The following is a 26204-nucleotide window of genomic DNA, read 5'->3' on the forward strand; positions in this document are numbered from 1 at the left end:
TAGGCGCAGAAGTATAATATGATATTGATAATTATTATCACTCACAATTTTAGCAATATATTGGTTGGGCGGCAATAGAAATCTGACAAGCAGAATATAGAGTGGCTGAATCGTTTGAAATTTTTGTCCATGCGAATCGGGCAATATCGTGTATGGGAAACGAAAAACGGGCTAGGTACAATAGGTAATGAAAATGATTATCATTCACATGGAGTTTGGAGGTTGTGGAACGATTCGCTACATAATGCTCATGATGTTGGTTGTCTTCCTCTTGACTGGCTGCAGCGCAGGCGCTTCGGATACGAAGACGGAGCCGGGCGCGGTCGTCGCCGATGGCGGCGCGCAGACCGATAGCAAGCAGGATCGACTGGCCCTAATAGAGGCTGCCCAGATAGACGATGTGCTACTTGCGGCGGAAGAATTGTCCGGCTTGATCAAGACGTTCAAATCAGCGGTAGAGTCTGATGACCGCGACGAAGCCGTTCGCCAGGCTGAACGCATGGCGGCGCTCTGGAAGTCGCTCAGCGAGAAAGCGGCAAGCGCGCAGCCGGAGAAGCTGCAGCAGATCGAAGCAGATCTGGGCGGCGTACTGGAGGAGGTCGCTGCTTCGGAATGGGACAAGACGCGGCTGATTGATTTGGATTATTCCCTGTACCAAGGCTTTCGCGACGTGAAGCCCGCTTTGACAAATTAATGATAGGTTAGGAGATTGTGAACAAAATGATGAGAAGAAAATTATTATCCCTGCTAATGGCGGTGGCGCTTGTCGTTGGTCTCGTACCGGCTACGGCAGCGGTTGCCGCAGGCAAAACTGTCAGCGTAACGATCGACGGCAAGAAGCAATCATATAGTGTAAATCCCCGCATTGAGAACGGACGCACGCTCGTCCCTTACCGCGCTATCGCGGAAGCGCTGGGCGGAACAGTAAGCTATGACGCGAAGAGCAAAAAAGCTACGATCAAAAAGAGCGGTCAAACGATCGAGCTGACGCAAGGCAGCAAGTCGGCCCGCATTAACGGCTCGGCTGTAACGCTGGATGCCGCTCCGCTGAACGTAAGCGGAACGCTGCTTGTGCCGCTTCGCTTCGTAGGCGAATCGCTGGGCGTATGGGTAACCTGGAACGGATCTTCTTCCACAGCTGTACTGGAGACAAAGCGTACCTTCAAGCATGACCTTGGCAGCACGACGCTAAGCAGCGTTCCAAAACGCGTAGTCGTATTGTTCAATGGCGGCGTCGATATCTCTGTCCTGCTTAAAGTGAAGCCGGTAGGTGCGGTTGAATCGTATATCCAACAGCCGTTCTATGAATACATCCGCTCCAATCTGATCGGCGTGAAAACGCTTGGCGACGAGACGCAGCCGAACGTCGAAGCGATTGTTGCCCTAAAGCCTGACGTCATTATTGCAACAAAAGACCGTCATGAAGGCATCTATAAGCAGCTGAACAAAATCGCTCCGACAATTGTGACGAAGGATCTGGCAGATTGGCAAGACAATCTGCAAGTGATGTCCAAAGTATTGAATAAAGAAGATATCGCCGCTTCATTCCTGGCGGATTGGAAGAAGCAAGTTGCCGATTTCAAACGCAAGCTCCCTGCGAAAGATAAAGGCGCGGCGATCTCTATTATCCGTGTGAACCCGAATGGTACGGCACGTGCCTACAATACGGGCTTTGCCTACAAAATCTTCAAGGAGCTGGGCTTCTCAACTCCGAAGGCGCAGCTGGCGACAGGCGAGGAGATCATTCCAGTAGCCTCGACCGAACAAATCAGCTTGCTTGACGGCGACTATATCTTCGACTTCACGACAGACTGGGATGGCGACGGTGCCATTCTGCAGCATCAGAAAACATGGACCAGCAGCGCACTGTGGAAAAACTTGAATGCCGTTAAAAACAACAAGTATTACAAAGTCAATTCTGTCACATGGAATCTGTCCGGCGGTGCTCTGGCAGCTAAGCTGATGCTGGATGATCTGTACTTCTACTTCGGACTGGAATAATACCCAATTACACATAAGCAAGGCCAATGAAAGAATGGGCTGTCCAGCCCATTCTTTTGTTGCGTGTTTCGCATCAGGGGAGGAAGGAACAAGGTTATGGGAAGGAAGCTTAGAAGCAATGTCTATCGCAGCGCAGGACTGCTTGTGGGACTGCTGTTGCTGGCGGTCAGCTTCATAGCAAGCATGAGGTACGGATTTGTCTCGATCAGCTGGAACGATATCGTCTCTTCCATGATCAGCTATGATGAGGGGGAAATGAATCAGGTCGTCGCCCGAACGGCGAGGCTGCCCAGGGCGTTAATTGCCGCTTCGGTAGGCGGCTCGCTGGCTCTGGCGGGCGCCATTCTGCAGAGCGTAACCCGCAATCCGCTTGCGTCTCCAAGTGTGCTGGGCATCAATGCCGGCGCTTCGTTAGCCGTTGTGGCTGCGATTACATTGTTCTCGATCCGGGAGACGGAGCCTCTGATGTGGATTTCATTCTTCGGCGCAGCCGTCGCGGCGGCTGCTGTCTATGTGCTGGGCTCCGTAGGGAGAGAGGGGCTTTCGCCGCTGCGAATTATTCTTGCGGGCTCCGCCATGACCGCATTATTCGCTTCATTGACGCAAGGCATGCTCGTACGCAATGAAAGCGGGCTGCAGGATGTCCTGTTCTGGATAGCGGGGTCCGTAGCGGGCCGTACGACGGAGATGCTTCTGCCTGTGCTCCCGTATATGGGCGCTGGCTGGCTGCTTGCGCTCGCCTTGTCCAGACAGTGGAATATCATGGCGATGGGAGAAGAGTCGGCGAAGGGGCTTGGACAGAACATGACGCTGATGAAGGTGGCTGCCGGACTGATTGTAATCCTGCTTGCGGGCAGTGCTGTCGCAGTAGCGGGGCCGATCGGCCTGATCGGTATTATTGTCCCTCATGTAGCAAGAGGCATTGCGGGCCTGGATTACCGATGGCTGCTGCCCTATAGCGCCGTGCTTGGAGCAAGCTTGCTCTTGCTCGCGGATCTGGCAGCGCGATTTATTATTTTCCCGCTGGAGGTGCCGGTGGGCATCATGACGGCTGTTCTCGGGGCGCCGTTCTTCATCTATCTCGCACGGAAGGGGCGTGCGAAGCTATGAATGCACAACTCAATGGGGTCACCGCCGTCAAGCGGGGAACCAAACGAAATGCAGCGGCGCGGGTCATAGTCTGGCTGTTGCTCATAGTTATGGGATTATCTGTTCTATATCTCATGCTGGGCGACAGCTTTATTGGTATTCGCCGCGTATGGCAAGGGCTATGGGGTCGGGGTTTGGATGAGGATGTACTGATCGTACAGGCGCTTAGGGCGCCGAGGCTTGTTATTGCTCTGCTCGTTGGCGCAGCCTTGGCGTTATCGGGCGCCATATTGCAAGCCGTTATCCGGAATCCGCTGGCTGCACCGGATGTAGTCGGGATTACAGGAGGAGCTTCGTTTGGCGCCGTGCTGTTTCTGACCGTGCTGGCGGGAACATTTGGCCGCGAGCTGCTGCCTCTGGCTGCCATCATCGGAGCCTTCTGCGCATCCGCGCTTGTATACGTGCTGGCTTGGCGGAAGGGCGCGGATTCGCTTCGCCTGGTGCTGGTTGGCATTGGAGTCGCTTCCCTGCTGTCAGCTGGTACGTCGTTTCTGCTGACGTTCAGCAAAGCGTATTCCGCCACCTCGGCCTATATATGGCTGACGGGTACCATCTACGGCTCTTCCTGGGGAGATGTCGCTGTACTAGCCCCATGGCTCGCAGTGTTTGGGATCATCTTGTATTTCAATACCGGCAATTTGCATGCCCAATTGCTGGGGGATGAGCTTGCGATCGGCATCGGCTCACCCTTGCAGCGCCACAGGCTGCTGCTCGTATCGCTGAGCGTCGCGCTTGCCGGCTCTGCGGTCGCGATTGGCGGCTCTATTGGATTTGTCGGGCTTATTGCGCCCCATATGGCAAGACGTCTCGTCGGGCCGGTCATCCACCGGGTACTGCCGGTAAGCGCGTTGATCGGCGCTATCGTGGTCGCCGCAGCTGACCTGATCGGCAGAACCGTATTTTTGCCGTACGACATCCCGGTGGGCGTATTCACCTCTGCGGTAGGCGCGCCGTTCTTTATTTATTTGCTGTACCGTTCCAGGAAAACCGGTTAGGAGCGGGCAGGGATGCTTTAATAAACTACACAACAAAACCTCCGCTTCTGCCGATCTGGTAGAAGCGGAGGTTTTTGGTTGGTTTGGTCGATAGAATCGGTGCGGGCTAATCAGCGGATTCTGAGATCATCCAGCTTTTCATTGACTGGACTCCGGCATTAAGCCTTCGCTGTGGCATCATCAAATTCAACGTCAATCCGCAGTACCTCGGAGCGGCTTCCGATTCGAAGCGGCGGTCCCCAGAAGCCGAAGCCGGAGGATACGATCGCATGCAGGCCGCCCTTCCGCAAATACCCCCAGTCAAGCTCGAACATTCGTCTTGTAATGAGATGATTCGGCGCCAGCTGTCCTCTATGCGTATGGCCGGACAGGCTAAGGTCAACCCCGTTGTCAGCCGCAGCCGCCAGATCGGACGGCTGATGGTCAAGCATAATAACGGGAAGCGAGCGGTCAAGCGGCTCCACCAACTCTTGGATGCTCAGCCGTCCGCCATTCTGGCTGCCGACGGCTTTGTCCTTGCGGCCGACTACCGCAAATTCATCCCCGATCATGACGGTTTCGTCCATCAGCACCCGAATGCCGATGCTGTTCATCTCGGCGATGAATTCGGGAACCTTGCCGCCATAATATTCATGATTGCCAGTTACAGCATAGACGCCAAGCGGCGCTTTCAGTTGTCCGATAACATGCTTCATCCCTTTTTTGAGGAACGGAGCCAGGTCATCGTCCAGAATATCGCCGGGAAGCAAGATGATATCCGGGTTAATCTCCTCCACCTTGCGGAGCAGCTTGCGCAAATGGTTATTGCCGATCACTGTACCCAGATGCAGATCGGAGGCCATTGCGATCGTTAGCTTCCGGCGATTGCCCGCCGTCTTCGGAATGCGAATCTGATAGGTTCGAATGACGGGAGACCATGCGTTGCGCGAGCCAAGCGCGAGCAATATGATCAACAGCAAGAGGACGACTCCTCCGACAGCCGTAATGTAGATGTCCGCTCCCGCACCGCCCCACTTCAGCAATAGTCCCGCGATATCCGCAATCGGAAACAGCAAAATGCAATATTGCAGCAGTCCCAGCCAATAGGAGCCAATGAACTTCAGCGGGGTAGTCAGCCAATCCAGCGGCGCGGACTGCGCCAGTCTGCCGGCGATATAACCAAGTGCGAGCAGAGCGATGATACAGCTGTAGAGGATAGCGCTCTCCCATCCTGTCACTTGGGACAGGAAGAGCCAGCCGTTCCAGCCGATATAGCCCGCCAGCGCGCCATAAATAGCGAGAAATCCGATAATCGAAAAAACAGCACGCACATTCATGGGTGGACCAAGCTCCTTTTTATGAAAAATAGATGCTCTAGCAAGAAGGAATGCTCCTACTATAGCATAGTCGGACGGGCGGATGCTAATCTGCTAGAATGGGCCGGGAAGGGCGCTGCGAGGGGCTTCCTGCCCTGAATAAATGTACGATCGGGAAGCGGCGGATATGAGGTGTTTACGAACTTATCATATGGATGCCGTTGCGGTATCCGGGGTGAGCACAACCTTACAAAAATGTCATGTATGCTGTACGGAAAATCGATGGATAACGGCGCATGCCGGGCCGTATACTGGGCTTAGCACAATGGACGGAGGAAAGATGGATTATGTCATATAATCGGATCGATGAATTGGACTATTTGCGGGGATTTGCGCTGCTTGGCATCCTGCTGATGAACGCGACCGCGCTGCTACACTTGTCCCTGCCTGAGCCTGGCACTGGGAGCGAGCTGTACCAGCGACTGCTTTATTTGCTTGCTGAAGCCCGGTTTTTCAGCATATTTTCGTTTTTGTTCGGAATCGGATTTTATTTGTTTGTTATGCGTGCCCGTGACAAAGGGCGCAATGGGTTTCTGCTGTTCTTTATTCGTATCGCGGTGTTATTCGGGTTCGGATATGTTCATTCGATCTACCATCCCGGAGAGGCGCTGATGATCTATGCGATATGCGGCTTGCTGCTGCTCCCGTTCTATAAGGTGAATCGGTGGGTGAATGTGGCGCTTGGTGCGGTGCTGCTTGGGTTGTTCGCGGCGCTTGGCGCCAAGGTGCTGATGCCGATTCCGTTCATGCTGCTTGGGGTAGCGGCGGGACAGCTCAGGTTGTTCCAACGGATTCGCGAGAGGCGCCGGATGTTTGAGATTACGGCTGTAGTGCTGGTAGCGGTGGCGGCAGCGGCTCTTCAGTACCAATACGGACTGGCGCCAAGCGAGCCGTTCATTCCCGTTATGATGGAAGGTACGGGCGATCCGCAGATGGAACAAGCCAATCAATATTTGAAGGCGGGACTGCTAGTAGGACCGCTGGTCGCTATCGCCTATATGGCGCTGTTGCTGCTCCTGCTTCAGATCAAGCCAATCCGCGAGCTGCTAGACCCGATGAGGGCGGTGGGGAGGATGGCGCTTACGAATTATATTGGTCAAACAGTGCTGGTCCTGCTAGCCGGTCAATGGCTGGGGCTTGAAGGGACGGCGAATTGGGTAGATAGCTTGTGGCTGTGCCTGGGTATTTATCTGATCCAATTAATCGCAAGCTCGGTGTGGCTTCATTATTTTGCGATGGGACCATTGGAGTGGATCTGGCGGGCGGCAACGTATCTTAGTTGGCCTCCGGTGTTCAACAGGCAGCGTGCAGCGGTTGAGACTCAGTGAGGTCTAGCGGGGCGTATGCTGCGGTAAGAAGAGTGCTTTTGTCAGGAGCCGGAAAGCTTGCGATTGCTCGAATAAGAGCGGCTGCGCCGTTGCGCGGGCGCTGCTCCCTATGGTATCGTGTCACCATATGATATGGGATTGGGGAGAAGGGCATGAAATCACTTGTGCTGGCGGAGAAGCCTAGCGTGGCGAAGGAAATCGCCAGAGTGCTTGGTTGTACAACCAAGCAGAAAAGCTATATCGAAGGACCCGCTTACGTCGTAACGTGGGCGCTCGGCCATCTGGTGACGCTGGCGGAGCCGGAGGATTACGATGGGAAATATAAGACATGGAATCTGGAAGACTTGCCGCTGCTGCCGGCCAAAATGAATCTCAAGGTGCTGAAGGAAACGTCGCATCAGTTCCGGGCTGTCTCGCAGCTGTTCAAGCGCAATGATATTAATGAATTGATTATCGCGACGGATGCAGGCCGCGAGGGCGAGCTTGTTGCCCGCTGGATTATGGAGCTTGTGCACTGGCGCAAGCCGGTCAAGCGGCTCTGGATTTCGTCGCAGACGGACGGCGCGATCAAAGATGGCTTCAAGCGGCTGAAGCCGGGCAAGGATTACGAAGCGTTGTACGCCTCGGCAGTCTGCCGGGCGGAGGCCGACTGGATTATCGGCCTCAATATGACCAGAGCGCTGACGAGCAAATACAATGCGCAGCTGGCGGCGGGACGCGTACAGACGCCGACGCTCTCCATGCTGATGGAGCGGGAGCGGGAGATTGCCGACTTCCAGTCCCAGCCGTATTGGACGGTGCAAGCGGGATTCGGAAGCTTCGGTGCGCAATGGCGCGAGCAGGACGGCCACGACGGCAGAGCCTGGAAGAAGGAACGCGCGGAGGAAGTGGCGGCGAAGGCGATCGAGGCCGGCTCGGCCAAGGTTGTGAAGCTTCGCACCGCCGAACGTTCGGAACCTCACCCGCAGGCTTACGATCTGACTGAGCTGCAGCGCGATGCGAACCGGAAGCTCGGCTTCTCGGCCAAGCAAACCTCCAATGTGCTGCAAAAGCTCTACGAGGCGCATAAGCTGGTCACGTACCCGCGGACGGATTCCCGTTATTTGTCCAGCGATATGGTTCCTACGCTTAAAGGTCGGCTGGAGAGTGTAGCAGTAGGACCTTATGCGGCACTTGCGCGCAAGCTGCTTCGCACGCCGCTATCTGTAACGAAGCGGATCGTAGATGACAGCAAGGTGACCGATCATCACGCGATTATTCCCACAGAGCAATATGTGAATCTGGGAGCGTTGTCCAGCGACGAGAGACGGCTCTACGATCTGATCGTTCGGCGATTCATTGCGCTGTTCTACGGACCGTACCGCTATGACGAGACAAGCGTGACGCTTGAAGCGGGCGGCCAGCGGTTCTATGCCAAAGGAAAGACGGAGAAGGACAAGGGCTGGAGAGAGATTTATCAGGATAGTCACGCCTCGCATCAAGATGATGAAGATGATGATTCCGATAGCGGCGCAAGCCGGACGAACGAGGAGCGCCAGCAAGCGCAGTTGCTGCCGACGCTAGCGGAGGGGCAGACCTTGCCGGTCAAGAGCACGGGCGTGAAGGAGCAGCGCACGCTGCCGCCAGCCCGATACACGGAGGCATCGCTGCTTACACGAATGGAGAAGCATGGCCTCGGCACACCGGCGACACGGGCGGATATTATCGAGAAGCTGCTCTCTACCGACACGATTGAGCGCACGAGAAATTCGCTCGTGCCCACAGGGAAGGGCAAGCAATTGATTGAGCTGGTCGTAGAGGAGCTGCGTAGTCCCGAGCTGACGGCGAAGTGGGAGCACGAGCTGGAGTTGATTGCGAAAGGCAAAGGCGATCCAGCCGCTTTCATGAGGGGCATTCGCCAGCAGGCGCAGAAGTGGATCGGGGAAGTGAAAGCGGAGACGAAGGAATACAAGCCGCATAATCTGTCTCACTCCAGCTGTCCGGAATGCGGCAAGCGGATGCTGGAGGTGAATGGCAAGCGCGGCAAGTCGCTGCAGTGCCCTGACCGCGAATGCGGGTACCGCCGCTCGACTGAGCCGATCCTGCTGAACAAGCGTTGTCCGCAATGCCATAAAAAGATGGAGATGCATGACGGCAAGGCTGGCAAGTATGCGCAATGCCGCCGATGCAATGTCATCGAAATGCTTGGCGACAAAGATGGCGGACGCGTCAACAAAAGAGAGCAGCAGAAGCTCATCCAGCAGTTCAGCGACAATGCGCCTCTGACGAACAGCCTCGCGGATAAGCTGAAGGCTGCCCTGGAACAAAAGTCGGATTAATAAGTCGATAAATAGATGGATCATGGACAGTCCCATTGCCTGAAGGCAGTGGGACTGTCCGCTTTTCCCGCGACTACCTACGACATTCATCCAAGAGGGAAGGCTGCTATCGCCATATGATAGAGAGAAGGCGATAGGAAAGGAGATTGGTAGCATTGGCTAACCACTCGGGAAGGCAGCTGGCCAGCAAGTGGGCCAAAACGGAAGCGCTTCTCTCTCATCCCGGACTTGCGTCCCATGTCCCGCCGACTAGCAAGTATTCTCCACAGCAGCTTCGGCATATGCTGAACACTCATGGAATGGTCGTGATCAAGCCGATCGTCGGCTCTGGCGGCAGCGGGGTCATCAAAGTGTCGAGAACCGGCGACGGGGGCTACTCATTCACGCATCGGGCCCGGACGTCCAGATACGGAAGCTTTGATGCGCTGGCAGGCGCGCTTCGTTCAAGAACGAGCAAGCGGTACTATTTGATACAGAAGGGAATTTCATTGGCGACGGTGAACGGAAGGCCTATCGATTACAGGGTCAAATACGTCAAGTCGTTTGGCCGCTGGGAGTATCGGTCGCTCGTAGGACGTATTGCGAGACCCGGCTTATTCGTTACGAACCTGAGCCAAGGCGGACGCATGGTGCTGGCAGGGGAAGGAATCAGATCCTCACTTGGCCCGTCTCATGTGAAGTCCAAAAAGAGCAAAATGCGGGAAATCACTGTGATGGCGACGAGAGTGCTGGAGCAGCGGTATCCCGGCATCTCGCATTTGGGCTTCGACTACGGCATTGACCGCCAAGGCAAGATATGGATCTTCGAGGTTAATACGAGACCGCATTGACGCCAGAAGAACAGGGCTGTCCTCTCAGTCATGCCAACATGACAGGGGGACAGCCCTCTTTCGTGTTGGGGGGTAGGCGTTCAGCCGACAAGGCGCTTCTGCGTGTGATCGGACTTTGTACTCGGACTGAATGCTTCGCGTTTGCTTGGCTCCACGGATGCTCCATGGATGCCTGAATGCTTCACGATTGCCTAGCTCTACGTATGCTCCACGCATACCTGAATGTGCTTCGTATTTGCTTGGCTTCACGTATTGTTCCATGGATGCCTGAATGCTTCACGTTTGCCTAGCTCTACGTATGCTCCACGCATGTCTGAATGCTATATGTTGCCTGTCTTCACAGATGCTCCACGCATGCCTGAATGCCACATGTTTGCTTGGCTCCACATATGCTTCACGTATGCCTGATGCTCCGTATTGTTGGTTGTCATTGCGACTAATTGTAACTAAATCTATGTTTACGGTTTACTATGAGTTTTATCCTGCTGTTACTTACCCATGAATGCTGCAAGCCGAGAAACTCGGCTTAGAGGCGGGAATGTATGCGCGACGGCAGCTGCAAGCCGAGAAACTCGGCTTAGAGGCGTGAATGTGTGCATCGCGGCAGCTGCAAGCCGAGAAACTCGGCTTAGAGGCGTGAATGTGTGCATCGCGGCAGCTGCAAGCCGAGAAACTCGGCTTAGAGGCGGGAATGTATGCGCCACGGCAGCTGCAAGCCGAGAAACTCGGCTTAGAGGCGGGAATGTGTGCATCGCGGCAGCTGCAAGCCGAAAAAACTCGGCTTAAAAGCTCGAAGCTGCGCTCGCGGAGACGAAAGCAGTCGAAAAAACAGCGCGCTTTATCGAAAAATCACTTTAACGTGCTAACGTCGCATAGTCAGCTGGAGAAGGGCGTCAATCCAGGTAGTCATGTGTCGAATGAAAGGCATAAAAGGACGCACTTAAGTAACTGACAAACGCGTAAACCCTGTCATAGCAAGCGATCAGAGGCTATCTGCTCTCATGCCATGTAAACCGCCAGTATTACACGCACATGTCTAACTAAGGGGCAGATAAATAAGCTAATTAAGAACCCTACCATTTAATGACATTAAAATATTAAGTTGATAGAGTAAGAAAAGGCTATTAAAGTTTTTTATAGTATTAGAGACTTCAACAGGGTGTGGATAACCCTATCCACATTATCCATACTGAAAACACTGGAAATTTAAGGTCTATACACATCCCATTCACAAGGTATCCACATGCCTGTGTGCATAAGATGGTCTGTTGTTTCGGTTCTAGGACGATGCTACACTAAAAACTGTAAATCCCACGTGGCTATTAAAACGTTTTAACTATACGAATTTGGTGTAAAAAAATAGTAGAAGGTGAAGGAGGAGATTTTATGGATACCTTATCTGACGAGCTTCTTGTGGACACCTATTACGCCGCGATCGAATACAGGCTGGATCCGGAATTCATCCGAATGCTGGCGGTCGAGATGAAGCGTCGTGGCGTAGAACTGTCCTCGCACAAACATACAGCGTAACCCAGCGGAAGGTATTATGGATGAGGCGGGTTCTTCGGAGAACTAGCTAACATACTTTATATGCAAATAACCTGCTTTGCACTTGCATCATCGAATGATTATTCCCACTGCGTAACAATAGCCTCACTTGTCTGCTGACAGCTTGGGCAGTATACCGCATGACAGCAGCCAGCCTCAGATTGCATCGATAAAGCCGAGCTTACAGCTTGAGCATCAGCCGGCTCATAAGGCGCATAAGGTCCAGTCCAATCGGACAAGCGGCCGCAATCCGTTACCGTTCCACCGCAGGAAAGACAAGGAACTTGCAAGTCGACAATCCCGTTGCATACGGGGCATAACATAAGGGTATCCTCCTTGGCTTAAGATTGGCGTTTATTGCAATCCGCTTAACCAAGTATAGGATACCCTTCTGCTAACTTTACATGCGATTAGAGCTTCATGTTGCTGCTATGTCCCGGCGAGAGCTTCGCGCTAGGATCAATGTAGACCTTGGCGTTGTTGATCGCCGTTGGCGCTTCACCGAAGCCCACCGCAATCAGCTTCAGCTTGCCGGGATAGGTCGTGATGTCGCCAGCGGCAAAGATGCCAGGAATGTTCGTCTCCATTCTCGTGTCGACGATAATGGAACCGCCCTGAATGTTAATCCCCCATTCGGCAATCGGGCCTAGAGAGGATACAAACCCGAAGTTGACGATAACATCATCCACTTCAAGCTTCTTCAATTCCTTCGTCTTCACATCGCTCAGCGTCACTTCGGTTATCGTGTCTTCGCCAAGCAGCTCCGTAATCTCCGTTGGCGTGATGATATTCACAGTGGAATTCATAAGGTTCTCAACACTGTGCTCATGAGCGCGGAATTTATCGCGGCGATGAATGAGCGTGACACTCTTCGCGATCGGCTCCAGCATAAGTGACCAATCGACGGCGGAATCGCCGCCTCCGCTTATAAGTACACGCTTGTCTTTGAAGCGGCTAAGATCGCTGACGAAATAATGCAGGTTCTTCCCTTCAAAACGGGATGCCTCCGGCAGCTCCAGCCTGCGGGGCTCGAACGCTCCGACGCCTGCCGTAATAATGACGGCCTTGGCATAATGCTTCCCCTTATCGGTCGTTACTTCGAATAGCCGTTCATCATGTTTGGCTACCCCTATAACTTTCTCCTCCAGGCATACTTCGGGCTTGAACAGATCGATCTGCTCCTTCAATCGGTCCACAAGCTCCTGAGCCGTTACCTTCGGAAATCCTGCTACGTCATAAATATATTTCTCCGGATATAATGCGGCTAGCTGCCCGCCAAGCTGGGGCATGCTCTCGATGATCTTCACCGAGGCCTGACGCATCCCGCCATAGAATGCAGCGAACATGCCAGCTGGGCCGCCGCCGATAATCAAGATATCAACCGTATGTGTAGATGATTGCGCGTTTATCATTTTCATAAGCACCTCCTGCAAAAAATCCTTTACGTAACCCATTATAATGCTTCGCTTGCAGAGATGGTAATCTTTTAATTGTGCAAGACTCTAAAGTTTTTCGTTAAAATTACCCTTGAACTTTTTGTGAAAAGTCTGTAATATGTCTGATGTATATTGATGATATCCACCGTCCCGGAATATTGGCAAATGATGTCGGATTTCGGCGAATAACATTCGAATCGATGTGATAAATGTGCTTTTTCAAGCGCAAACTTCATAAGAGCATTATTTTTTGAATGAGTTTGTGTAATTTTTCACATTCTTTTGGATGAACATGCGTGGGGTTCGGCCTATAAAATGGTTTGTTAAGCGAACTCGCTTTATGCAAGCGGGGGATTTTTATATCGCCAATCAAAAGAAAATGAGGAATGGATGGGATTCTACGATGAGCAACATACCGAAAATTGTTATCCTTGGCGCCGGTTACGGCGGCGTGCTGACGGCGCTCCGTCTGCAGAAAGAACTAAATTATAATGAAGCGGACGTAACGTTGGTGAACAAGCATGATTACCACTACATTACGACGCATCTTCATATGCCGGCTGCGGGTACGGACAACCCGGAGAACGCACGTGTAAGCATCTCCAAGCTGATTGATGAATTCAAAATCGATTTCGTTAAATCGACTGTTGTTCAAATCCGTCCGCAAGACAAAAAAGTTATCCTCGAAGACGGCACATTGTCGTACGATTACCTGGTTATCGGCCTTGGCGGAGAACCAGAAACATTCGGCATTCCAGGTCTGGCTGAGAACGCAATGAATATTCGCAGTATTAACTCCGTTCGCCTGATTCGCGAACATATCGAATATCAATTTGCTCGTTACAAACGCGAGCCGCATCGCACGGACTACCTGACGTTCATCGTTGGCGGCGCCGGCTTTACAGGCATCGAGTTCGTAGGCGAATTGTCCGACCGCATTCCTGAGCTATGCAAGCAATTCGACGTAGATCCTTCCCTGGTGAAAATCTACAACATCGAAGCTGCCCCAACCGCTCTGCCAGGCTTCGATCCGGAGCTTGTGCAATACGGCATGGATGTGCTGCAGAAGAAAGGCGTTACGTTCCGCATCGGTACAGCTATCAAAGAGTGCACGCCTGAAGGCGTCGTAGTCGGCGAAGGCGAAGAAATCAAATCCGCTACGGTCATCTGGACTGGCGGTATCCGCGGCAACCGTCTGATCGAAGAAGCTGGCTTCGAGACGATGCGCGGCCGTGTGAAAATTGACGAGTTCCTGCGTTGCCCTGGCAGCGAGAACATCTACATCGTAGGTGACAACTCCCTGATGTTCAACCCGGAAGGACGTCCATACCCGCCGACAGCGCAAATCGCAATGCAACAAGGCGTTGTATGCGCGCATAACCTGGTCGCTTCGATCCGCAACCAGCCGCTGAAGACATTTGTATTCTCCAACAAGGGTACAGTGGCGTCGCTTGGTAAAGGCGAAGCAATCGGCATCGCTTTCGGCAAGAAATACAAAGGCCGCGTAGCTGCATGGCTGAAAAAAATGATCGATATCCGTTACCTGTTCATTATCGGCGGCATTCCGCTCGTTCTGAAAAAAGGTAAGTTCCTGTAATGAGACACTGCAGCGTACAAGTCCGCGGTTTATTGACGAGAGATGAACTGGATCGTTACAATGCCTTGATCGAGGTTGGTTCCTATCTGGAGTCGCAAACCCGCTATGACCTTGCTTATACGGTGCAGAAGGAAATCGACCTGTTGATCCAGCCCGCGATTGAGCGGCTGAAGGACAAAGGCCGCGAGCGCGACAGAGCGACGCAAGAGTATCTGGAGTCCAAACGCCTTGGTGCGGAATCGGACGAAGAGGAATAATGATAAAGGCTTTCGCCGTGCAATTGCTGCCGGTGAAAGCCTTTTTTGTGTTTTCGTGAGCATATGTCATGCATCTTTCCATGCTGGAATGTTCAGTCAGAGCAGCATAAGAAAGAACAGGCCCGCTGCGTTCAACGGACCTGTTCTTATTCAGAGCTATTACTTTGAAAATAGATGCTTATACCGAAAGCAGCTTTTCGAACTTCTCTTCGTCCAGGAAGTTGCCGACATAGAAGTCGCCGAAGTCGCCGAATCGTGCGCTGACTTCATCGAAGCGCATCTCATAGACAAGCTTCTTGAATTGAAGCGCGTCGTCCGCGAACAGCGTAACGCCCCACTCCCAGTTGTCGAAGCCAACGGAGCCGGTAATGATCTGCTTGACCTTCCCTGCATATTGACGGCCGATCATGCCATGGCTGCGCATCATCGCCTTGCGCTCGTCCATGCTCAGCATGTACCAGTTGTCGTTGCCGGAGCGGCGCTTGTTCATCGGATAGAAGCAGATATGCTTCCACTTCGGAAGAATCGGCTTCAGTCTGGCGACGATTTCCGGATTCTGCAGCGGGTCCGAGCCAGGTTGTCCCATGTAATTGCTGAGCTCTACGATGCTGACGTAGGAATGAACCGGATACGTAAAGCTGGCGAACGTCGTTTTGTTGAACGCCGTCTCTATTTCATTCAGTTCCTCCAGTGTTTCACGCAGATGCATGAAGACGAAGTCGGCTTTCTGTCCGACAATGGAGTAAACAGCTGTGCTGCCGAGCTTCTGCTCTTCAATCGCAGACCACTGGCCTAGGAAAGTATGCAGCTCGTCCAGTGCGCGCTTGCGCTCACCCTCGTCGGCTAGGCGCCAAGCGGTCCAGTCGATACTGCGAAAATCATGAAGGGCGTACCAGCCCTCTAATGTCTGTGCGGCTTCACTCATAGGGAAAAACTCCTCTCAGCTCCTAATTTAAGCTTCTATATATTGTATCTAACGTCTGCGGAATGAGCAAATGACGGACTTGTGACATTTGGGCTATGTCGATTGACTTCGGATGCCGCTTTCATTAAACTAATAAAGTCAATGATTATGCGCAGATTGGCGCATAACGTAAGCGGAGAGCTTGAAAGGAGCTATTGGAATGCCAGACATAGTCATTATGATCGTCCAAGCCGCAGTGGCGACGGTTCTGTTCTTTGTCATGATGTTCGGTATCGGCTTTATTCTGAACATGCTGCTCAAGACGACTTGGTTTCCGATGATCTTGTTTGCCATCGTCCTGATCGGACTGCTCATATGGTCGCCTTGGGACGCAGCGTCAAACCCGACATTGGATAATATAGGTACATATACGACGATCTACTATCTGCCTATTATCGGCGCCATGATCGGGGCGTACGTAAGCGGCTGGGCCATCAATGCGCTGCGCAAAGGCGGCTATAAAATGTTTTAATCTCCAAATCCCTCTTACGGGGGATTTTTCTATTTGTCCGATTCGCCAAACTTGTCCCTTTGTATGCTAGAATAGTAGAGATAAAGATAAGGATGGAGTCGGTGCGATGCGCATCAATCATATTATGCAATTTACGGAACATCACCGTTATTACATATTTCGGGATTTCTCGTTAAGCAGCCTTCATTATAAAATGTTGTCGTTAATCTATCAGCCAATGATCGGCGCGTTCGCCATCTCGATGTACCAGCAGCTCTATCACGGCATTGCCGATGACCGCTGCGGATATTCCTCCCTGGAGCCGCATCGCAAGCTGTTCCTGGGGCTTGGTCTTGAGATGAACGAGAAGAGCCGCCGTTACATCATCGATCAAGCTTCCAAGCTGGAGGCGGTCGGTCTGCTCTCGACCTCCCGTCTTGGCGTGCCGGAGCATGCCGATGTTATCTACGAATACGAGCTTATTCAGCCGCTCTCAGCTGCTGAGTTTTTCCAAAACATGCATCTGTCCATGCTGCTGCGGGACAAGGTGGGCAAATACGCCGTCATCGCGCTCAGGGAAGCGTTCGGCTCCAGCGAGCCCGATGAGCTGGCGCATGCGCAATTTACGAAGGAAAACATTTCGATGCCGTTCTATGAGCTGTTCAAGCTGAATCCGCAATCCTTTGATACGGAGCTGGAGCAGGCGCTGAACGAGGTTGCGCCGACAAGGCAATCGTCAGCGCGCACGGAGCTGGCTTCAGCGGGCATCCCTTATGGGGAGCTGATTATTCGCTTCCCGCGCAATTCTGCCAATCGGACTTATGTCGAACGTCTGAGACAGGATGCGGAAGGTCTCGCGCAGATTAATTACGTGGCGTACAAATATAACTTGTCGATCGTCAACTTGTGCCGTTTGTTGGATGAGGACGGAGCTTTCACAGAAGACGGCGAAGTGAATATGGACGAGCTTCAGCAAAGAGCGAATCAGCTATACAGACAGGACAAGAAGCGCGAGGGAGAGAGACAGCGCACGCTGGCCCATACGTCGATTCATACCGATTCGGCAGAACCGGAGGACGATGATGAGCCGGACGAAGAGTTCGAAGTCCAGGAGCAGGACTATCTTCCTGTGCCGAATCAACTGAAGGGCCGCTGCGATATTCAGCAGTACAATATGCTGATGCGCAATGAACCGCATACCCGTTTCCTGAAGCGCTTCTTCCCGGGAGCTGTTCCGGATTGGGTCGATCTCATCTTCGAGCGAATCGATCTCAATTACCGGCTGGCGCCTCCGGTTATTAATGTACTCATCCATTACGTGCTGGGTGAAAGCGACTCTGCACGCGTGACCAAGACGTTCATCGATGCGGTTGCCTCCAACATGCTGATGAAGGGAATTGATACCTTCGAGAAGGCGGTCAAATATGTGAGAGAGCAAGCGCAGCTTGAGCAGGATAAGGAGCGGCGGAAGGAGACAGGCGGTGCCTATGCTGGCGGCGCAAGAGGAGGGGCGCGAGGGGGCAACTCGCGCGGCACATCCCGCAAGCCGTCCATTCCGATCGTCTCGGAAGGGAACTCAGCAGCCTCCGTATCCGCCGATGAGCTGGAGGAGCTGCGCCGTCTGGCGCGGAAGCTGGACGGACAATCATAACGATCTTTACGAGGGGTGATAGAATTGGAATCGCTAGGCGAATTGTTGAAGTCATTTCCGGGAGGAAGATCCCTGTCGGAGGAAGCAGAACGCAAATTAAAGGAACTGATGCGAGACCCCCTCGTCATCAAGCTGCGGGAGAAGTATCCCGATGTGAAAGAAGAAGAGATCCGGCTGAACCTGAACCGGGTTTATCAATATGTATCTGAATATAAGAATTGCACCAATTGTCCGGGACTCGACCTGTGTCCGAATGACTATGAGGGGCATTATACGCTGCTTTCCTCGGAGACGATGAACGGCCATACCCAGCTCTATGACCGGAAGGTATCTTGCAAGAAGTTTCTGTCGAGACAAAGCGAGGAAGCGATCCGCAGCCGGATTCGCAGCTTCTATGTGGACAATGCCGCGCTTCGCCGCGGGTACTCCTCGGACGAGATATTGACCAATGACATGGAGCGGGCCAAGGCGGTAGGCCAGGTGCTTCGTTATATCGACCGTACAAGAGAACAAGGTCTTGGACATGAAGGCCTATATCTGGCTGGCCGGTTCGGCACAGGCAAGACATTCCTGATGTGCTACCTGCTTCAGGAGCTCGCGAAGGCGGGGCACTCCGGCGTTATCGTCTACATGCCTGACTTCGTAGAGGATCTTAAAGTGCTGATGCATGATCCGGCTAAGCTGAAGGAAACGGTCGAGATGATGAAGTCGACGGACTTGCTCATCTTCGACGATATCGGCGCGGAGAACCTCAATCCGTGGGTGCGCGACCATGTGCTGGGCGCGATTCTGAACTACCGGATGGAGCGCAAGCCAACCTTCTATACATCCAATTATGATCTGGAAGCGTTGGAGCGTCATTTCAGCTTTACCAGCAAAGATGGCGACGAGCTGCACAAGGGGCAGCGGATCATGGACCGTATCCGGCCGTATGTGGAAATGGTTATGGTTACAGGAGAAAACAAACGTGGACGGAAGTAAGCCGCAGGAAGCGCAGGCTTAAGGAACACCGCAATTCCATGCCCATATATCCAAGCCTTCGCCGAAATCGGCGGAGGCTTTTTTTCTGGAAGGAAAAGTTATATAACGAAAACTTATCGAACTCTTCAAAAAAACGAAATTTGTGTTGACAGAGGTGGGGATCGCTGGTAATATGCATTCATAACCAACTAATCGGGTAGGAATAATGTTTAATGACCGGACGAACCGGAGTTGACGAAGCCCTATCTCATCCAATGAAAATGAGGGGTGCAAGAAAAATGAAGAAAACTTCGGTTCGTATTCAAGCTATTATATTATTTGTCGTATTCGCGTTAACGCTTGCTGCTTGCGGCGGCGACAAAGGAACAGTCAACAACGGGGGAAATAAAGAGAACGCATCATCGCCTTCGCCATCGGCTTCACAGCCAGCGGAAGACAAGCAAGAGCCGCTTCCTCCTGTCAAATTGCTGAACGTCTCTTATGATCCGACTCGCGAGCTGTACGTAGAGTTTAACAAAGCATTCGCCGCCTACTGGCAAGCGGAGAAAAACCAGAAGGTTGAAATCGATCAATCCCATGGCGGCTCCGGCAAGCAGGCGAGAGCAGTCATCGACGGCCTGAAAGCCGATGTCGTCACATTAGCCCTTGGCTATGACATTGACGCTCTGATCGAAACAGGGCTGCTGGACAAAGAATGGCAGAAGCAATATGAGCTGAACAGCTCGCCTTATACATCAACGATCGTATTCTTGGTTCGCAAAGGCAATCCGAAAGGCATCCAGGACTGGAACGACTTGCTGAAGGATGGCGTGGAAGTCATTACGCCGAATCCGAAGACATCGGGCGGCGCACGCTGGAACTACCTCGCGGCATGGGGTTACGCGCTGCAGCATAACAACAATGACGAAGCGGCTGCCAAACAATTCGTAACGGATCTATTCAAGCATGTGCCGGTTCTCGACACTGGCGCACGCGGCTCCACCACGACTTTCGTAGAGCGCGGCATTGGCGACGTATTGCTTGCTTGGGAGAACGAAGCGTATCTGTCCATTAACGAGCTTGGTCCGGACAAATTCGATATCGTCTATCCATCGCTTAGCATTCTGGCCGAACCTCCTGTAGCGATCGTAGACAAAACGGTTGACGACCGCGGCACAAGAGAAGTGGCCGAGGCATACCTGCAATACCTGTACTCCGAGGAAGGACAGCGTATCGCGGGTGAAAACTACTACCGTCCTACGAACGAGACCGTCGCGGCAGAATTCAAGGATCAATTCCCGTCACTTGATCTCTTGACGATTGACGAAGATTTTGGCGGCTGGACGGAAGCGCAGACGAAGCATTTCTCCGATGGCGGAGTATTCGATCAGATTTACACGCCAGGCTCGTAATGAACAATATGGGAGAGAGCGGAGCTGACTTCTCATGAAAGGTTCCAAAAACCGCAGAGTACTGCCAGGGTTCGGATTGTCGCTAGGATTCACGCTGTTTTATATCAGCTTGATTGTCTTAATCCCGCTAGCAGGCATTTTCTTCAAAACCTTCGAGCTTACATGGGCCGAGTTCTGGAGCGCGGTGACGAATCCAAGGGTTCTGGCATCGTACCGCATCAGCTTCAGCACGGCCCTCTGGGCCGGACTCATCAACGCCGTATTCGGCTTGCTGGTCGCCTGGGTCCTCGTTCGCTACCGCTTTCCGGGCAAAAAGATCATCGACAGTCTGGTCGATATCCCGTTCGCCCTTCCTACAGCGGTAGCGGGCATCGCCCTGACGACGATCTATTCCAAGACCGGCTGGATCGGCTCCTTGCTTGATCCGCTTGGCATTAAGATCGCTTATACACAAGCCGGAATAACGATTGCGCTTATTTTTATCGGATTGCCGTTTGTCGTCCGGACGGTTCAGCCCGTACTCCAAGACCTGGATAAAGAGACTGAGGATGCGGCTGCAACACTGGGATCGTACCGGCTTCGGACGTTCCGGAAGGTGATCCTGCCGGAATTGATGCCGGCCTTGCTGACCGGGTTCGCCCTGGCGTTCGCCAGAGGCATTGGCGAATACGGCTCTGTCGTATTCATCTCCGGCAACATGCCTTTGAAAACCGAAATCGCCCCGCTGCTTATCATGACGAAGCTGGAGCAATACGATTACGCAGGCGCGACAGCGATCGCTGCCGTCATGCTGATCATATCGTTTATCCTGCTGCTAATCATTAATTTGCTGCAATGGCATATGCAGAGAAGGGCCGTCGCCAAATGACAGGCGGCGCAACCCTTCACAGGCGGCTGATTCGCATTCAAAGGAGGAGATGACCTATGGCAGGCGCCATTACGGTTTATACATCGAAGGAGGACGCCAAGCGTCCGAAGCATAATACCGAGCAACGCGGAGTACAATGGCTGCTGATCGGTATAGCGCTCTTATTTATCGGGCTGGTCGTAGTGCTGCCTCTCGTATCCGTATTCGTCGAAGCGTTCCGCAAGGGCGCGGACATGTACTTCAAGGCTTTGATCGAGCCGGACGCCTTGTCCGCTCTGAAGCTAACGCTCATCATTGCGCTGATTGCTGTGCCCGTCAATACGATATTCGGCGTCGCGGCTGCTTGGGCGATCAGCAAGTTCAGCTTCAAGGGCAAAAACTTCCTCATTACGCTTATCGATCTGCCGTTCGCGGTATCGCCGGTTATCGCAGGTCTCGTCTACATTCTGCTCTTCGGGGCACAGGGGTATCTCGGTCCTTGGCTTGGCGAGCAGGGCATTCAGATCGTATTCGCCATACCAGGCATTGTACTTGCGACCATATTCGTCACGGTGCCGTTTGTAGCGAGAGAATTGATCCCGCTCATGCAGGCGCAAGGCGTGCAGGAAGAGGAAGCGGCAGCGAGTCTGGGGGCGAGAGGCTGGTCGATCTTCTGGAAGGTTACGCTTCCGAACATCAAGTGGGGCTTGCTGTATGGCATCATCTTAAGCAACGCCCGGGCAATGGGGGAATTCGGAGCCGTGTCCGTCGTATCGGGCCATATTCGGGGCCAGACGAATACGCTGCCGCTCCATGTTGAGATCCTGTACAATGAATATCAGTTTTCCGCTGCATTCGCCGTTGCTTCGTTGCTTGTGATGCTGGCTGTACTGACGCTGATCGTAAAGGCGATCGTGGAATGGAAGTCGTCATCAAGTCATTGAATGCGGCATAATCTAACGTTATAAATCCGACTTAATATATCAAATTGGAGGGGATTCAAATGGCAAAACCGTTGGAAGTGGATGATGTATGGCAAGAAAGAATTTTGAATCAAGTGAGCGGATTGCAGTACGGGCAAGTCATCATTACCGTCCACGATGGCCGGATCGTACAGATCGACCGCACGGAGAGGACGCGTTACGATAATCCCGGTCAGAAGCAAGCGCCAGCTGAAGCCTCCAAGCCTTCGGCAAGCGCCCGCGCGAAGACTAGCGGCGTCGCAGACGGAGAATCGCTGAGAGCCGCTCAATAGGTTGATCGAATGATAAAAAGCTCCGCACATGATGTGCGGAGCTTTTTCAGTCTCTCTTATGTACTAAGAGATGATGAATTTCACGATAACGGCTACCGCGAATACAACGGTCATGAAAGCAAGCATGCCTCCAAAGCCGAACACGACATCCATCAAATCGTGGCGAGGCTCTTCATTATAGTGCTCGCGAGGGTCTCTTACATTCTCCATTGTTGACGTCCTCCTTAAAAGTTTGCCGGGCAAACTTTGAGTCGTAAGCATACGCCTAAGACCTAGCTTTCATTAGTATACCCAAAGTTTCGAACAAATGTAAAGAAGAAGCGGTGACAAATGTAAGGCAAAAGCGTAATGGATTATGCTAAAATTGAGAGTAGACCGTATTCGAGTCGGAGGAGAGCTAAGCATGACGAATCAAGGGGAATTTATAAGCATGGAAGCAGCCAAGGAAGCGATTCGCAACAAGCTGGCGCTATTGCCGGACAAGCCCGGCTGCTACCTGATGAAGAATCGTGACGGAGTTATTATATACGTAGGCAAGGCGAAGGTGCTGAAGAATCGCGTCCGCTCCTACTTTATCGGAAGCCATAACGCAAAGACGCAACGGCTTGTATCGGAGATTGTTGACTTCGAATTTATCGTCACCGGCAGCAACATGGAGGCGCTTATTCTGGAGTGCAATCTGATCAAGCAGCATCATCCGCGCTACAATGTATTGCTGAAGGACGACAAAACCTTTCCCTATATCAAAATTACGAATGAAGCACATCCGAGGCTGGAGGTTACGCGCAGAATCGTAAAGGATAAAGGCAAATATTTTGGCCCTTATCCGAATGCATTCGCCGCCCAGCAGACGAAGAAGCTGCTTGACCGCCTGTATCCGCTGCGCAAATGCAAGACGCTGCCTGATAAGGTATGTCTCTACTATCATTTGGGACAATGCGTAGCGCCATGCGAATACAAAGTGGAGCAGTCCACTTACGATGAAATGATCAGCGAAATTACGAAGTTTCTGAACGGCGGGGAAGACGTGGTCAAGGCCGAGCTGGAACGGAAGATGCAGGCTGCGGCAGAAGCGCTGGAGTTCGAGCGCGCCAAGGAATACCGGGACCAGATAGTCGCGATCGACGCCGTTATGGAGAAACAGAAGATTACGATGTCCGACGCCATGGACCGTGACATATTCGGTTACGCGGTAGACAAAGGCTGGATGAGTGTTCAAATTCTGTATATGCGAAAAGGCAAAATGATCGAAAGACATGGGACGACCTTTCCCTATTACGGCGAGGAATACGATGACTTTATGACGTTCGTCACGCAATATTACAGCGATAACCCGGCCTTGCCGAAGCAAATTCTGCTTCCTCATCCGCCGGAGCAGGATGCGGAGCGGGAGGACGAGATTATGACCTCGCTGCATGAATGGCTGAAGGTGAAGGTATTGATGCCTCAGCGCGGGAAGAAAAGCGAGGTCGTCAATATGGCGCTCGATAACGCCCGTGTTATTCTGGAGGAGAAGTTCCGTCTGATTGAGCGCGACGAGCAGCGCAGCGTGAAGGCTGTGCAATCATTGGCGGAGTGGCTCGGGATGGAGCAGGCGCGCCGTATTGAAGCGTTCGATAACTCCAATATTCAAGGCACGAGCCCCGTATCGGCCATGGTTGTCTTCACCGACGGGAAGCCGGACCGCAAGGAATACCGCAAGTATAAGGTGAAAACTGTTGTCGGAGCGGACGATTACGAGACCATGCGTGAGGTCATCCGCAGACGTTACGAGCGCGTATTGAAGGAAGGACTGAAGCAGCCCGACCTGATTGTTGTCGACGGAGGCAAGGGGCAGATCGCGGCCGCTCTCGACGTGCTGGAGAATGAACTGGGGTTATATATCCCCGTATGCGGTCTGGTGAAGGACGCCAAGCATAAGACGGCACAGCTTATGACAGGCGACCCGGCGGAGATTGTGCCGCTGCCCAGAGACAGTCAGGAATTCTACCTGCTGCAACGGATTCAAGACGAGGTGCATAGATTCGCCATTACGTTCCACCGCGAGCAGCGCGCCAAGTCGATGGTGGAATCCAGGCTGGACGCCATCTCAGGCATCGGCGAGAAACGGAGAAAGGCGCTGCTGAAGCACTTCGGCTCGCTCAAAAAAATAAGAGAGGCCTCCGTCGAAGACTTCAGGCCTCTCTCGATCGGCGATAAGCTCGCCGCAGATATTATTGCTGCCCTTAAGGATGAATCGTCGACCTAGTCGGCGGATTCGTCCTTTTTCGGTTGCTCCATGCTTTCAGGATGAAGGCGATAAAGAACGGCAGCGCGATAAAGAACAGCGCGGATACAATATTGACTGTTCCGCCGGCGAAGATCATGGAGCTGCCGACCGCAACGGAGTTGAAGATGGCATGCGTGAACATGGCGGTAATGAATCCGTACCGGACGAAGATGAAGCTGAAGATCAGGCCGATGACGATCAGCTCGAACAGCCTTGTCGTTGACGGGTAGAACGGATACATCACATGCCCCAGCGCCCAGACGATGGTCGGGATAATCGCCGCAGCGAAGGTATTGCGGAACCATCTGCGGAACAACCCGATGCCGAAGAAGCGGTAGACGGCTTCCTCGGAGATCGCCGCGGCCCAAGCTAGAACAGGCATGAGCCACAGGTATTTGATGTTATAAGGCGACATGGTTACATCCGTTGCTCCCCAAGTGCCGATCAGTTTCCCCAGCACGAAGAAGATGACAGGCTGCAGTCCGAGCATGATCAGCGCGAACAGATAGGATAAGCCCATGCTGCGCCAGACATAATCGCCATAGCCCGGGTCCTTCATTCTCGGCCACAGTGATCGTCCCTGTGCTTTCCACAAGCCGTCGCCCGCAACGAGCGAGAAGTAGATGGAGACAGCCATGGCGACAGACATGACAATTGTCGTTATGGTGACGCCAATGGTGAGGAAGCTATCCAAGCGCGTCTCGCCTTGCGAAGCGATTATGCCGTCCATCACGCCCAAATTCATGATGACATAGGCGATGAAGAATACTGCTGTCAAAATAATGCCATAAGTGAAGGACGTATGCTTGCGATACAGAACGGCATAGATGATCGCTAATATACCTAGCACAAAGCTCATAAACCCGTACCCGATGCCGGTCAGCCAGCCCGCGAGCTTATCTTGCTTTTTCACATAAGCCTTGTATGTATCGGGTACATCAAAGGCTGGCTTGTATTGACTCAGCACAAGCTTGCCGTCCATCGAGATCACCTTTGTCGCAATCGTCAGATTGGCGCCTTCCACCGCGTAGCCTCCGATGCGCTGGCGCAGCTCGCCGTTCCGACCCATCGTTGCATTGCTCCTGTCCTGACCTTGAAGGATGCCGCCTCCATACAGGAAGTCATTCGTCAGCTCTTGCGTCTCCTGCAGGGACGCTGCCGTTCCGTCGACAATCAAGTTCCAGCCGACGATCCCTTCATTGTACATATGCACATAGACAAAGCCGTAGCCCTTGCCGTCCGCAAAATTGACGTTGACCTGGAATGTATCTACGGGAAATTGAGCGTCGTATTTATTTTCGAATTGTTCGGTTTTCTTTTCTTTGGACAGATAGCCTGCAAGTAACTTATCCGACTGATGCACGGCATGTGCCTTCGTGACGGTCAGCCCCGTCTGTTCCGCCGCGAAGGCGCCTGCACGCTCTTCCGCGACCGTCTTGGGAATGACTTTGCCGCCATATTCATGCTTGTTGATTGCAATAATAGCCGGAACAATCTCCATAAAGATGAAGATAATCGTACATATAATGGCTGCTATGCCCAAAACAGTCCAATCCTTCGACTTGATCGTTTGATTCATAA

The 26204-nt window shown here is 52.7% G+C and carries 25 protein-coding genes; 19 read left to right on the forward strand and 6 right to left on the reverse strand.

Annotated elements, in window-relative coordinates; all coding sequences use genetic code 11:
• The first annotated feature begins 187 nt into the window (after positions 1–187).
• The 4 genes from AC0YNW_RS26495 to AC0YNW_RS26510 all read left to right on the forward strand — a co-directional run bounded on the left by AC0YNW_RS26495 (position 188) and on the right by AC0YNW_RS26510 (position 4145).
• Complete coding sequence (locus AC0YNW_RS26495) at positions 188–694, forward strand: hypothetical protein (RefSeq protein ID WP_387468936.1); 507 nt, start codon at positions 188–190, stop codon at positions 692–694.
• A gap of 26 nt (positions 695–720) precedes the next feature.
• Entirely contained in the window at positions 721–2001 is a 1281-nt protein-coding gene (locus AC0YNW_RS26500) for a stalk domain-containing protein (protein ID WP_475834449.1), read from the forward strand.
• 96 nt (positions 2002–2097) lie between these two features.
• Positions 2098–3111: a FecCD family ABC transporter permease gene (locus AC0YNW_RS26505; protein ID WP_387468932.1), complete on the forward strand. Its 1014-nt coding sequence runs from the start codon at positions 2098–2100 to the stop codon at positions 3109–3111.
• On the forward strand, positions 3108–4145 hold the full coding sequence (locus tag AC0YNW_RS26510; protein ID WP_475834450.1) for a FecCD family ABC transporter permease: 1038 nt from the start codon (positions 3108–3110) through the stop codon (positions 4143–4145). Before AC0YNW_RS26505 ends, AC0YNW_RS26510 begins: the two co-directional genes overlap by 4 nt.
• A 158-nt stretch (positions 4146–4303) precedes the next feature.
• Here the strand turns inward: AC0YNW_RS26510 and AC0YNW_RS26515 are convergent, their stop codons facing one another.
• The gene (locus AC0YNW_RS26515) at positions 4304–5461 is read right to left on the reverse strand and encodes a metallophosphoesterase (protein WP_475834451.1); all 1158 of its coding nucleotides are present in this window, start codon (positions 5459–5461) and stop codon (positions 4304–4306) included.
• Positions 5462–5787: 326 nt separating this feature from the next.
• Here AC0YNW_RS26515 and AC0YNW_RS26520 point away from each other — a divergent pair, with 326 nt between their 5' ends.
• The 5 genes from AC0YNW_RS26520 to AC0YNW_RS26540 all read left to right on the forward strand — a co-directional run bounded on the left by AC0YNW_RS26520 (position 5788) and on the right by AC0YNW_RS26540 (position 11506).
• Positions 5788–6828: a DUF418 domain-containing protein gene (locus AC0YNW_RS26520; RefSeq protein WP_475834452.1), complete on the forward strand. Its 1041-nt coding sequence runs from the start codon at positions 5788–5790 to the stop codon at positions 6826–6828.
• A 152-nt stretch (positions 6829–6980) separates the two neighbouring features.
• Entirely contained in the window at positions 6981–9146 is a 2166-nt protein-coding gene (locus AC0YNW_RS26525; RefSeq protein WP_475834453.1) for a DNA topoisomerase III, read from the forward strand.
• 155 nt (positions 9147–9301) lie between these two features.
• Positions 9302–9976 carry a YheC/YheD family protein gene (locus AC0YNW_RS26530; protein WP_475834454.1) on the forward strand — a complete coding sequence of 225 codons (675 nt, stop codon included), beginning with the start codon at positions 9302–9304 and terminating at the stop codon, positions 9974–9976.
• A gap of 498 nt (positions 9977–10474) precedes the next feature.
• Entirely contained in the window at positions 10475–10762 is a 288-nt protein-coding gene (locus AC0YNW_RS26535) for a hypothetical protein (RefSeq protein ID WP_475834455.1), read from the forward strand.
• 600 nt (positions 10763–11362) lie between these two features.
• Complete coding sequence (locus tag AC0YNW_RS26540) at positions 11363–11506, forward strand: sporulation histidine kinase inhibitor Sda (RefSeq protein ID WP_387468918.1); 144 nt, start codon at positions 11363–11365, stop codon at positions 11504–11506.
• Positions 11507–11604: 98 nt separating this feature from the next.
• Here AC0YNW_RS26540 and AC0YNW_RS26545 read toward each other — a convergent pair whose 3' ends face one another.
• On the reverse strand, positions 11605–11847 hold the full coding sequence (locus tag AC0YNW_RS26545) for a hypothetical protein (protein ID WP_387468916.1): 243 nt from the start codon (positions 11845–11847) through the stop codon (positions 11605–11607).
• Between the two features lie 87 nt (positions 11848–11934).
• Positions 11935–12936, reverse strand: coding sequence for an NAD(P)/FAD-dependent oxidoreductase (locus AC0YNW_RS26550; protein ID WP_387470494.1), 1002 nt, complete (start codon positions 12934–12936; stop codon positions 11935–11937).
• A 427-nt stretch (positions 12937–13363) separates the two neighbouring features.
• Between AC0YNW_RS26550 and AC0YNW_RS26555 the strand changes: the two genes are divergently transcribed.
• A complete protein-coding gene (locus tag AC0YNW_RS26555) occupies positions 13364–14557 on the forward strand; it encodes an NAD(P)/FAD-dependent oxidoreductase (RefSeq protein ID WP_119800831.1) in 1194 nt (397 codons plus the stop codon).
• The gene (locus AC0YNW_RS26560; protein ID WP_387468913.1) at positions 14557–14814 is read left to right on the forward strand and encodes a hypothetical protein; all 258 of its coding nucleotides are present in this window, start codon (positions 14557–14559) and stop codon (positions 14812–14814) included. Before AC0YNW_RS26555 ends, AC0YNW_RS26560 begins: the two co-directional genes overlap by 1 nt.
• Before the next feature lie 178 nt (positions 14815–14992).
• Here the strand turns inward: AC0YNW_RS26560 and hemQ are convergent, their stop codons facing one another.
• Entirely contained in the window at positions 14993–15739 is a 747-nt protein-coding gene (gene hemQ / locus AC0YNW_RS26565; protein ID WP_475834456.1) for a hydrogen peroxide-dependent heme synthase, read from the reverse strand.
• A gap of 199 nt (positions 15740–15938) precedes the next feature.
• On the opposite strand from hemQ, the gene AC0YNW_RS26570 reads away from it, so the two are divergent.
• The 7 genes from AC0YNW_RS26570 (at position 15939) to AC0YNW_RS26600 (ending at position 22354) form a co-directional block, all read left to right on the forward strand.
• Positions 15939–16250: a YuiB family protein gene (locus tag AC0YNW_RS26570; RefSeq protein WP_387468909.1), complete on the forward strand. Its 312-nt coding sequence runs from the start codon at positions 15939–15941 to the stop codon at positions 16248–16250.
• A 106-nt stretch (positions 16251–16356) separates the two neighbouring features.
• Positions 16357–17880: a replication initiation and membrane attachment family protein gene (locus tag AC0YNW_RS26575; RefSeq protein ID WP_475834457.1), complete on the forward strand. Its 1524-nt coding sequence runs from the start codon at positions 16357–16359 to the stop codon at positions 17878–17880.
• Positions 17881–17904: 24 nt separating this feature from the next.
• Entirely contained in the window at positions 17905–18861 is a 957-nt protein-coding gene (gene dnaI, locus AC0YNW_RS26580) for a primosomal protein DnaI (RefSeq protein ID WP_475834458.1), read from the forward strand.
• 278 nt (positions 18862–19139) lie between these two features.
• Positions 19140–20252 (forward strand): sulfate ABC transporter substrate-binding protein, encoded by a 1113-nt coding sequence (locus tag AC0YNW_RS26585; protein ID WP_475834459.1) that lies wholly within the window; start codon positions 19140–19142, stop codon positions 20250–20252.
• A gap of 34 nt (positions 20253–20286) precedes the next feature.
• Positions 20287–21120: a sulfate ABC transporter permease subunit CysT gene (gene cysT / locus AC0YNW_RS26590; RefSeq protein ID WP_387468901.1), complete on the forward strand. Its 834-nt coding sequence runs from the start codon at positions 20287–20289 to the stop codon at positions 21118–21120.
• A 56-nt stretch (positions 21121–21176) separates the two neighbouring features.
• The gene (cysW, locus tag AC0YNW_RS26595) at positions 21177–22043 is read left to right on the forward strand and encodes a sulfate ABC transporter permease subunit CysW (protein WP_475834460.1); all 867 of its coding nucleotides are present in this window, start codon (positions 21177–21179) and stop codon (positions 22041–22043) included.
• Between the two features lie 59 nt (positions 22044–22102).
• Positions 22103–22354 carry a YezD family protein gene (locus AC0YNW_RS26600; protein WP_387468897.1) on the forward strand — a complete coding sequence of 84 codons (252 nt, stop codon included), beginning with the start codon at positions 22103–22105 and terminating at the stop codon, positions 22352–22354.
• A 63-nt stretch (positions 22355–22417) separates the two neighbouring features.
• Here the strand turns inward: AC0YNW_RS26600 and AC0YNW_RS26605 are convergent, their stop codons facing one another.
• Positions 22418–22564 (reverse strand): YqzM family protein, encoded by a 147-nt coding sequence (locus AC0YNW_RS26605; RefSeq protein WP_119800723.1) that lies wholly within the window; start codon positions 22562–22564, stop codon positions 22418–22420.
• A 193-nt stretch (positions 22565–22757) separates the two neighbouring features.
• On the opposite strand from AC0YNW_RS26605, the gene uvrC reads away from it, so the two are divergent.
• Positions 22758–24602, forward strand: coding sequence for an excinuclease ABC subunit UvrC (uvrC, locus tag AC0YNW_RS26610; RefSeq protein ID WP_475834461.1), 1845 nt, complete (start codon positions 22758–22760; stop codon positions 24600–24602).
• Here uvrC and AC0YNW_RS26615 read toward each other — a convergent pair.
• Positions 24580–26202: a CPBP family intramembrane glutamic endopeptidase gene (locus tag AC0YNW_RS26615; RefSeq protein ID WP_475834462.1), complete on the reverse strand. Its 1623-nt coding sequence runs from the start codon at positions 26200–26202 to the stop codon at positions 24580–24582. The genes uvrC and AC0YNW_RS26615 overlap by 23 nt on opposite strands.
• Positions 26203–26204: the final 2 nt, after the last annotated feature.

Source organism: Paenibacillus sp. J31R120, assembly GCF_056269225.1.

What these genes read in the sequence shown, in the direction of transcription:
- AC0YNW_RS26495 (WP_387468936.1), top strand. Translation starts at nt 188, where the DNA reads ATGAAAATGATTATCATTCACATGGAGTTTGGAGGTTGTGGAACGATT.
- AC0YNW_RS26500 (WP_475834449.1), top strand. Translation starts at nt 721, where the DNA reads ATGATGAGAAGAAAATTATTATCCCTGCTAATGGCGGTGGCGCTTGTC.
- AC0YNW_RS26505 (WP_387468932.1), top strand. Translation starts at nt 2,098, where the DNA reads ATGGGAAGGAAGCTTAGAAGCAATGTCTATCGCAGCGCAGGACTGCTT.
- AC0YNW_RS26510 (WP_475834450.1), top strand. Translation starts at nt 3,108, where the DNA reads ATGAATGCACAACTCAATGGGGTCACCGCCGTCAAGCGGGGAACCAAA.
- AC0YNW_RS26515 (WP_475834451.1), bottom strand. Translation starts at nt 5,461, where the DNA reads ATGAATGTGCGTGCTGTTTTTTCGATTATCGGATTTCTCGCTATTTAT.
- AC0YNW_RS26520 (WP_475834452.1), top strand. Translation starts at nt 5,788, where the DNA reads ATGTCATATAATCGGATCGATGAATTGGACTATTTGCGGGGATTTGCG.
- AC0YNW_RS26525 (WP_475834453.1), top strand. Translation starts at nt 6,981, where the DNA reads ATGAAATCACTTGTGCTGGCGGAGAAGCCTAGCGTGGCGAAGGAAATC.
- AC0YNW_RS26535 (WP_475834455.1), top strand. Translation starts at nt 10,475, where the DNA reads ATGAATGCTGCAAGCCGAGAAACTCGGCTTAGAGGCGGGAATGTATGC.
- AC0YNW_RS26540 (WP_387468918.1), top strand. Translation starts at nt 11,363, where the DNA reads ATGGATACCTTATCTGACGAGCTTCTTGTGGACACCTATTACGCCGCG.
- AC0YNW_RS26545 (WP_387468916.1), bottom strand. Translation starts at nt 11,847, where the DNA reads ATGTTATGCCCCGTATGCAACGGGATTGTCGACTTGCAAGTTCCTTGT.
- AC0YNW_RS26550 (WP_387470494.1), bottom strand. Translation starts at nt 12,936, where the DNA reads ATGATAAACGCGCAATCATCTACACATACGGTTGATATCTTGATTATC.
- AC0YNW_RS26555 (WP_119800831.1), top strand. Translation starts at nt 13,364, where the DNA reads ATGAGCAACATACCGAAAATTGTTATCCTTGGCGCCGGTTACGGCGGC.
- AC0YNW_RS26560 (WP_387468913.1), top strand. Translation starts at nt 14,557, where the DNA reads ATGAGACACTGCAGCGTACAAGTCCGCGGTTTATTGACGAGAGATGAA.
- hemQ (WP_475834456.1), bottom strand. Translation starts at nt 15,739, where the DNA reads ATGAGTGAAGCCGCACAGACATTAGAGGGCTGGTACGCCCTTCATGAT.
- AC0YNW_RS26570 (WP_387468909.1), top strand. Translation starts at nt 15,939, where the DNA reads ATGCCAGACATAGTCATTATGATCGTCCAAGCCGCAGTGGCGACGGTT.
- AC0YNW_RS26575 (WP_475834457.1), top strand. Translation starts at nt 16,357, where the DNA reads ATGCGCATCAATCATATTATGCAATTTACGGAACATCACCGTTATTAC.
- AC0YNW_RS26585 (WP_475834459.1), top strand. Translation starts at nt 19,140, where the DNA reads ATGAAGAAAACTTCGGTTCGTATTCAAGCTATTATATTATTTGTCGTA.
- cysT (WP_387468901.1), top strand. Translation starts at nt 20,287, where the DNA reads ATGAAAGGTTCCAAAAACCGCAGAGTACTGCCAGGGTTCGGATTGTCG.
- cysW (WP_475834460.1), top strand. Translation starts at nt 21,177, where the DNA reads ATGGCAGGCGCCATTACGGTTTATACATCGAAGGAGGACGCCAAGCGT.
- AC0YNW_RS26600 (WP_387468897.1), top strand. Translation starts at nt 22,103, where the DNA reads ATGGCAAAACCGTTGGAAGTGGATGATGTATGGCAAGAAAGAATTTTG.
- AC0YNW_RS26605 (WP_119800723.1), bottom strand. Translation starts at nt 22,564, where the DNA reads ATGGAGAATGTAAGAGACCCTCGCGAGCACTATAATGAAGAGCCTCGC.
- uvrC (WP_475834461.1), top strand. Translation starts at nt 22,758, where the DNA reads ATGACGAATCAAGGGGAATTTATAAGCATGGAAGCAGCCAAGGAAGCG.
- AC0YNW_RS26615 (WP_475834462.1), bottom strand. Translation starts at nt 26,202, where the DNA reads ATGAATCAAACGATCAAGTCGAAGGATTGGACTGTTTTGGGCATAGCA.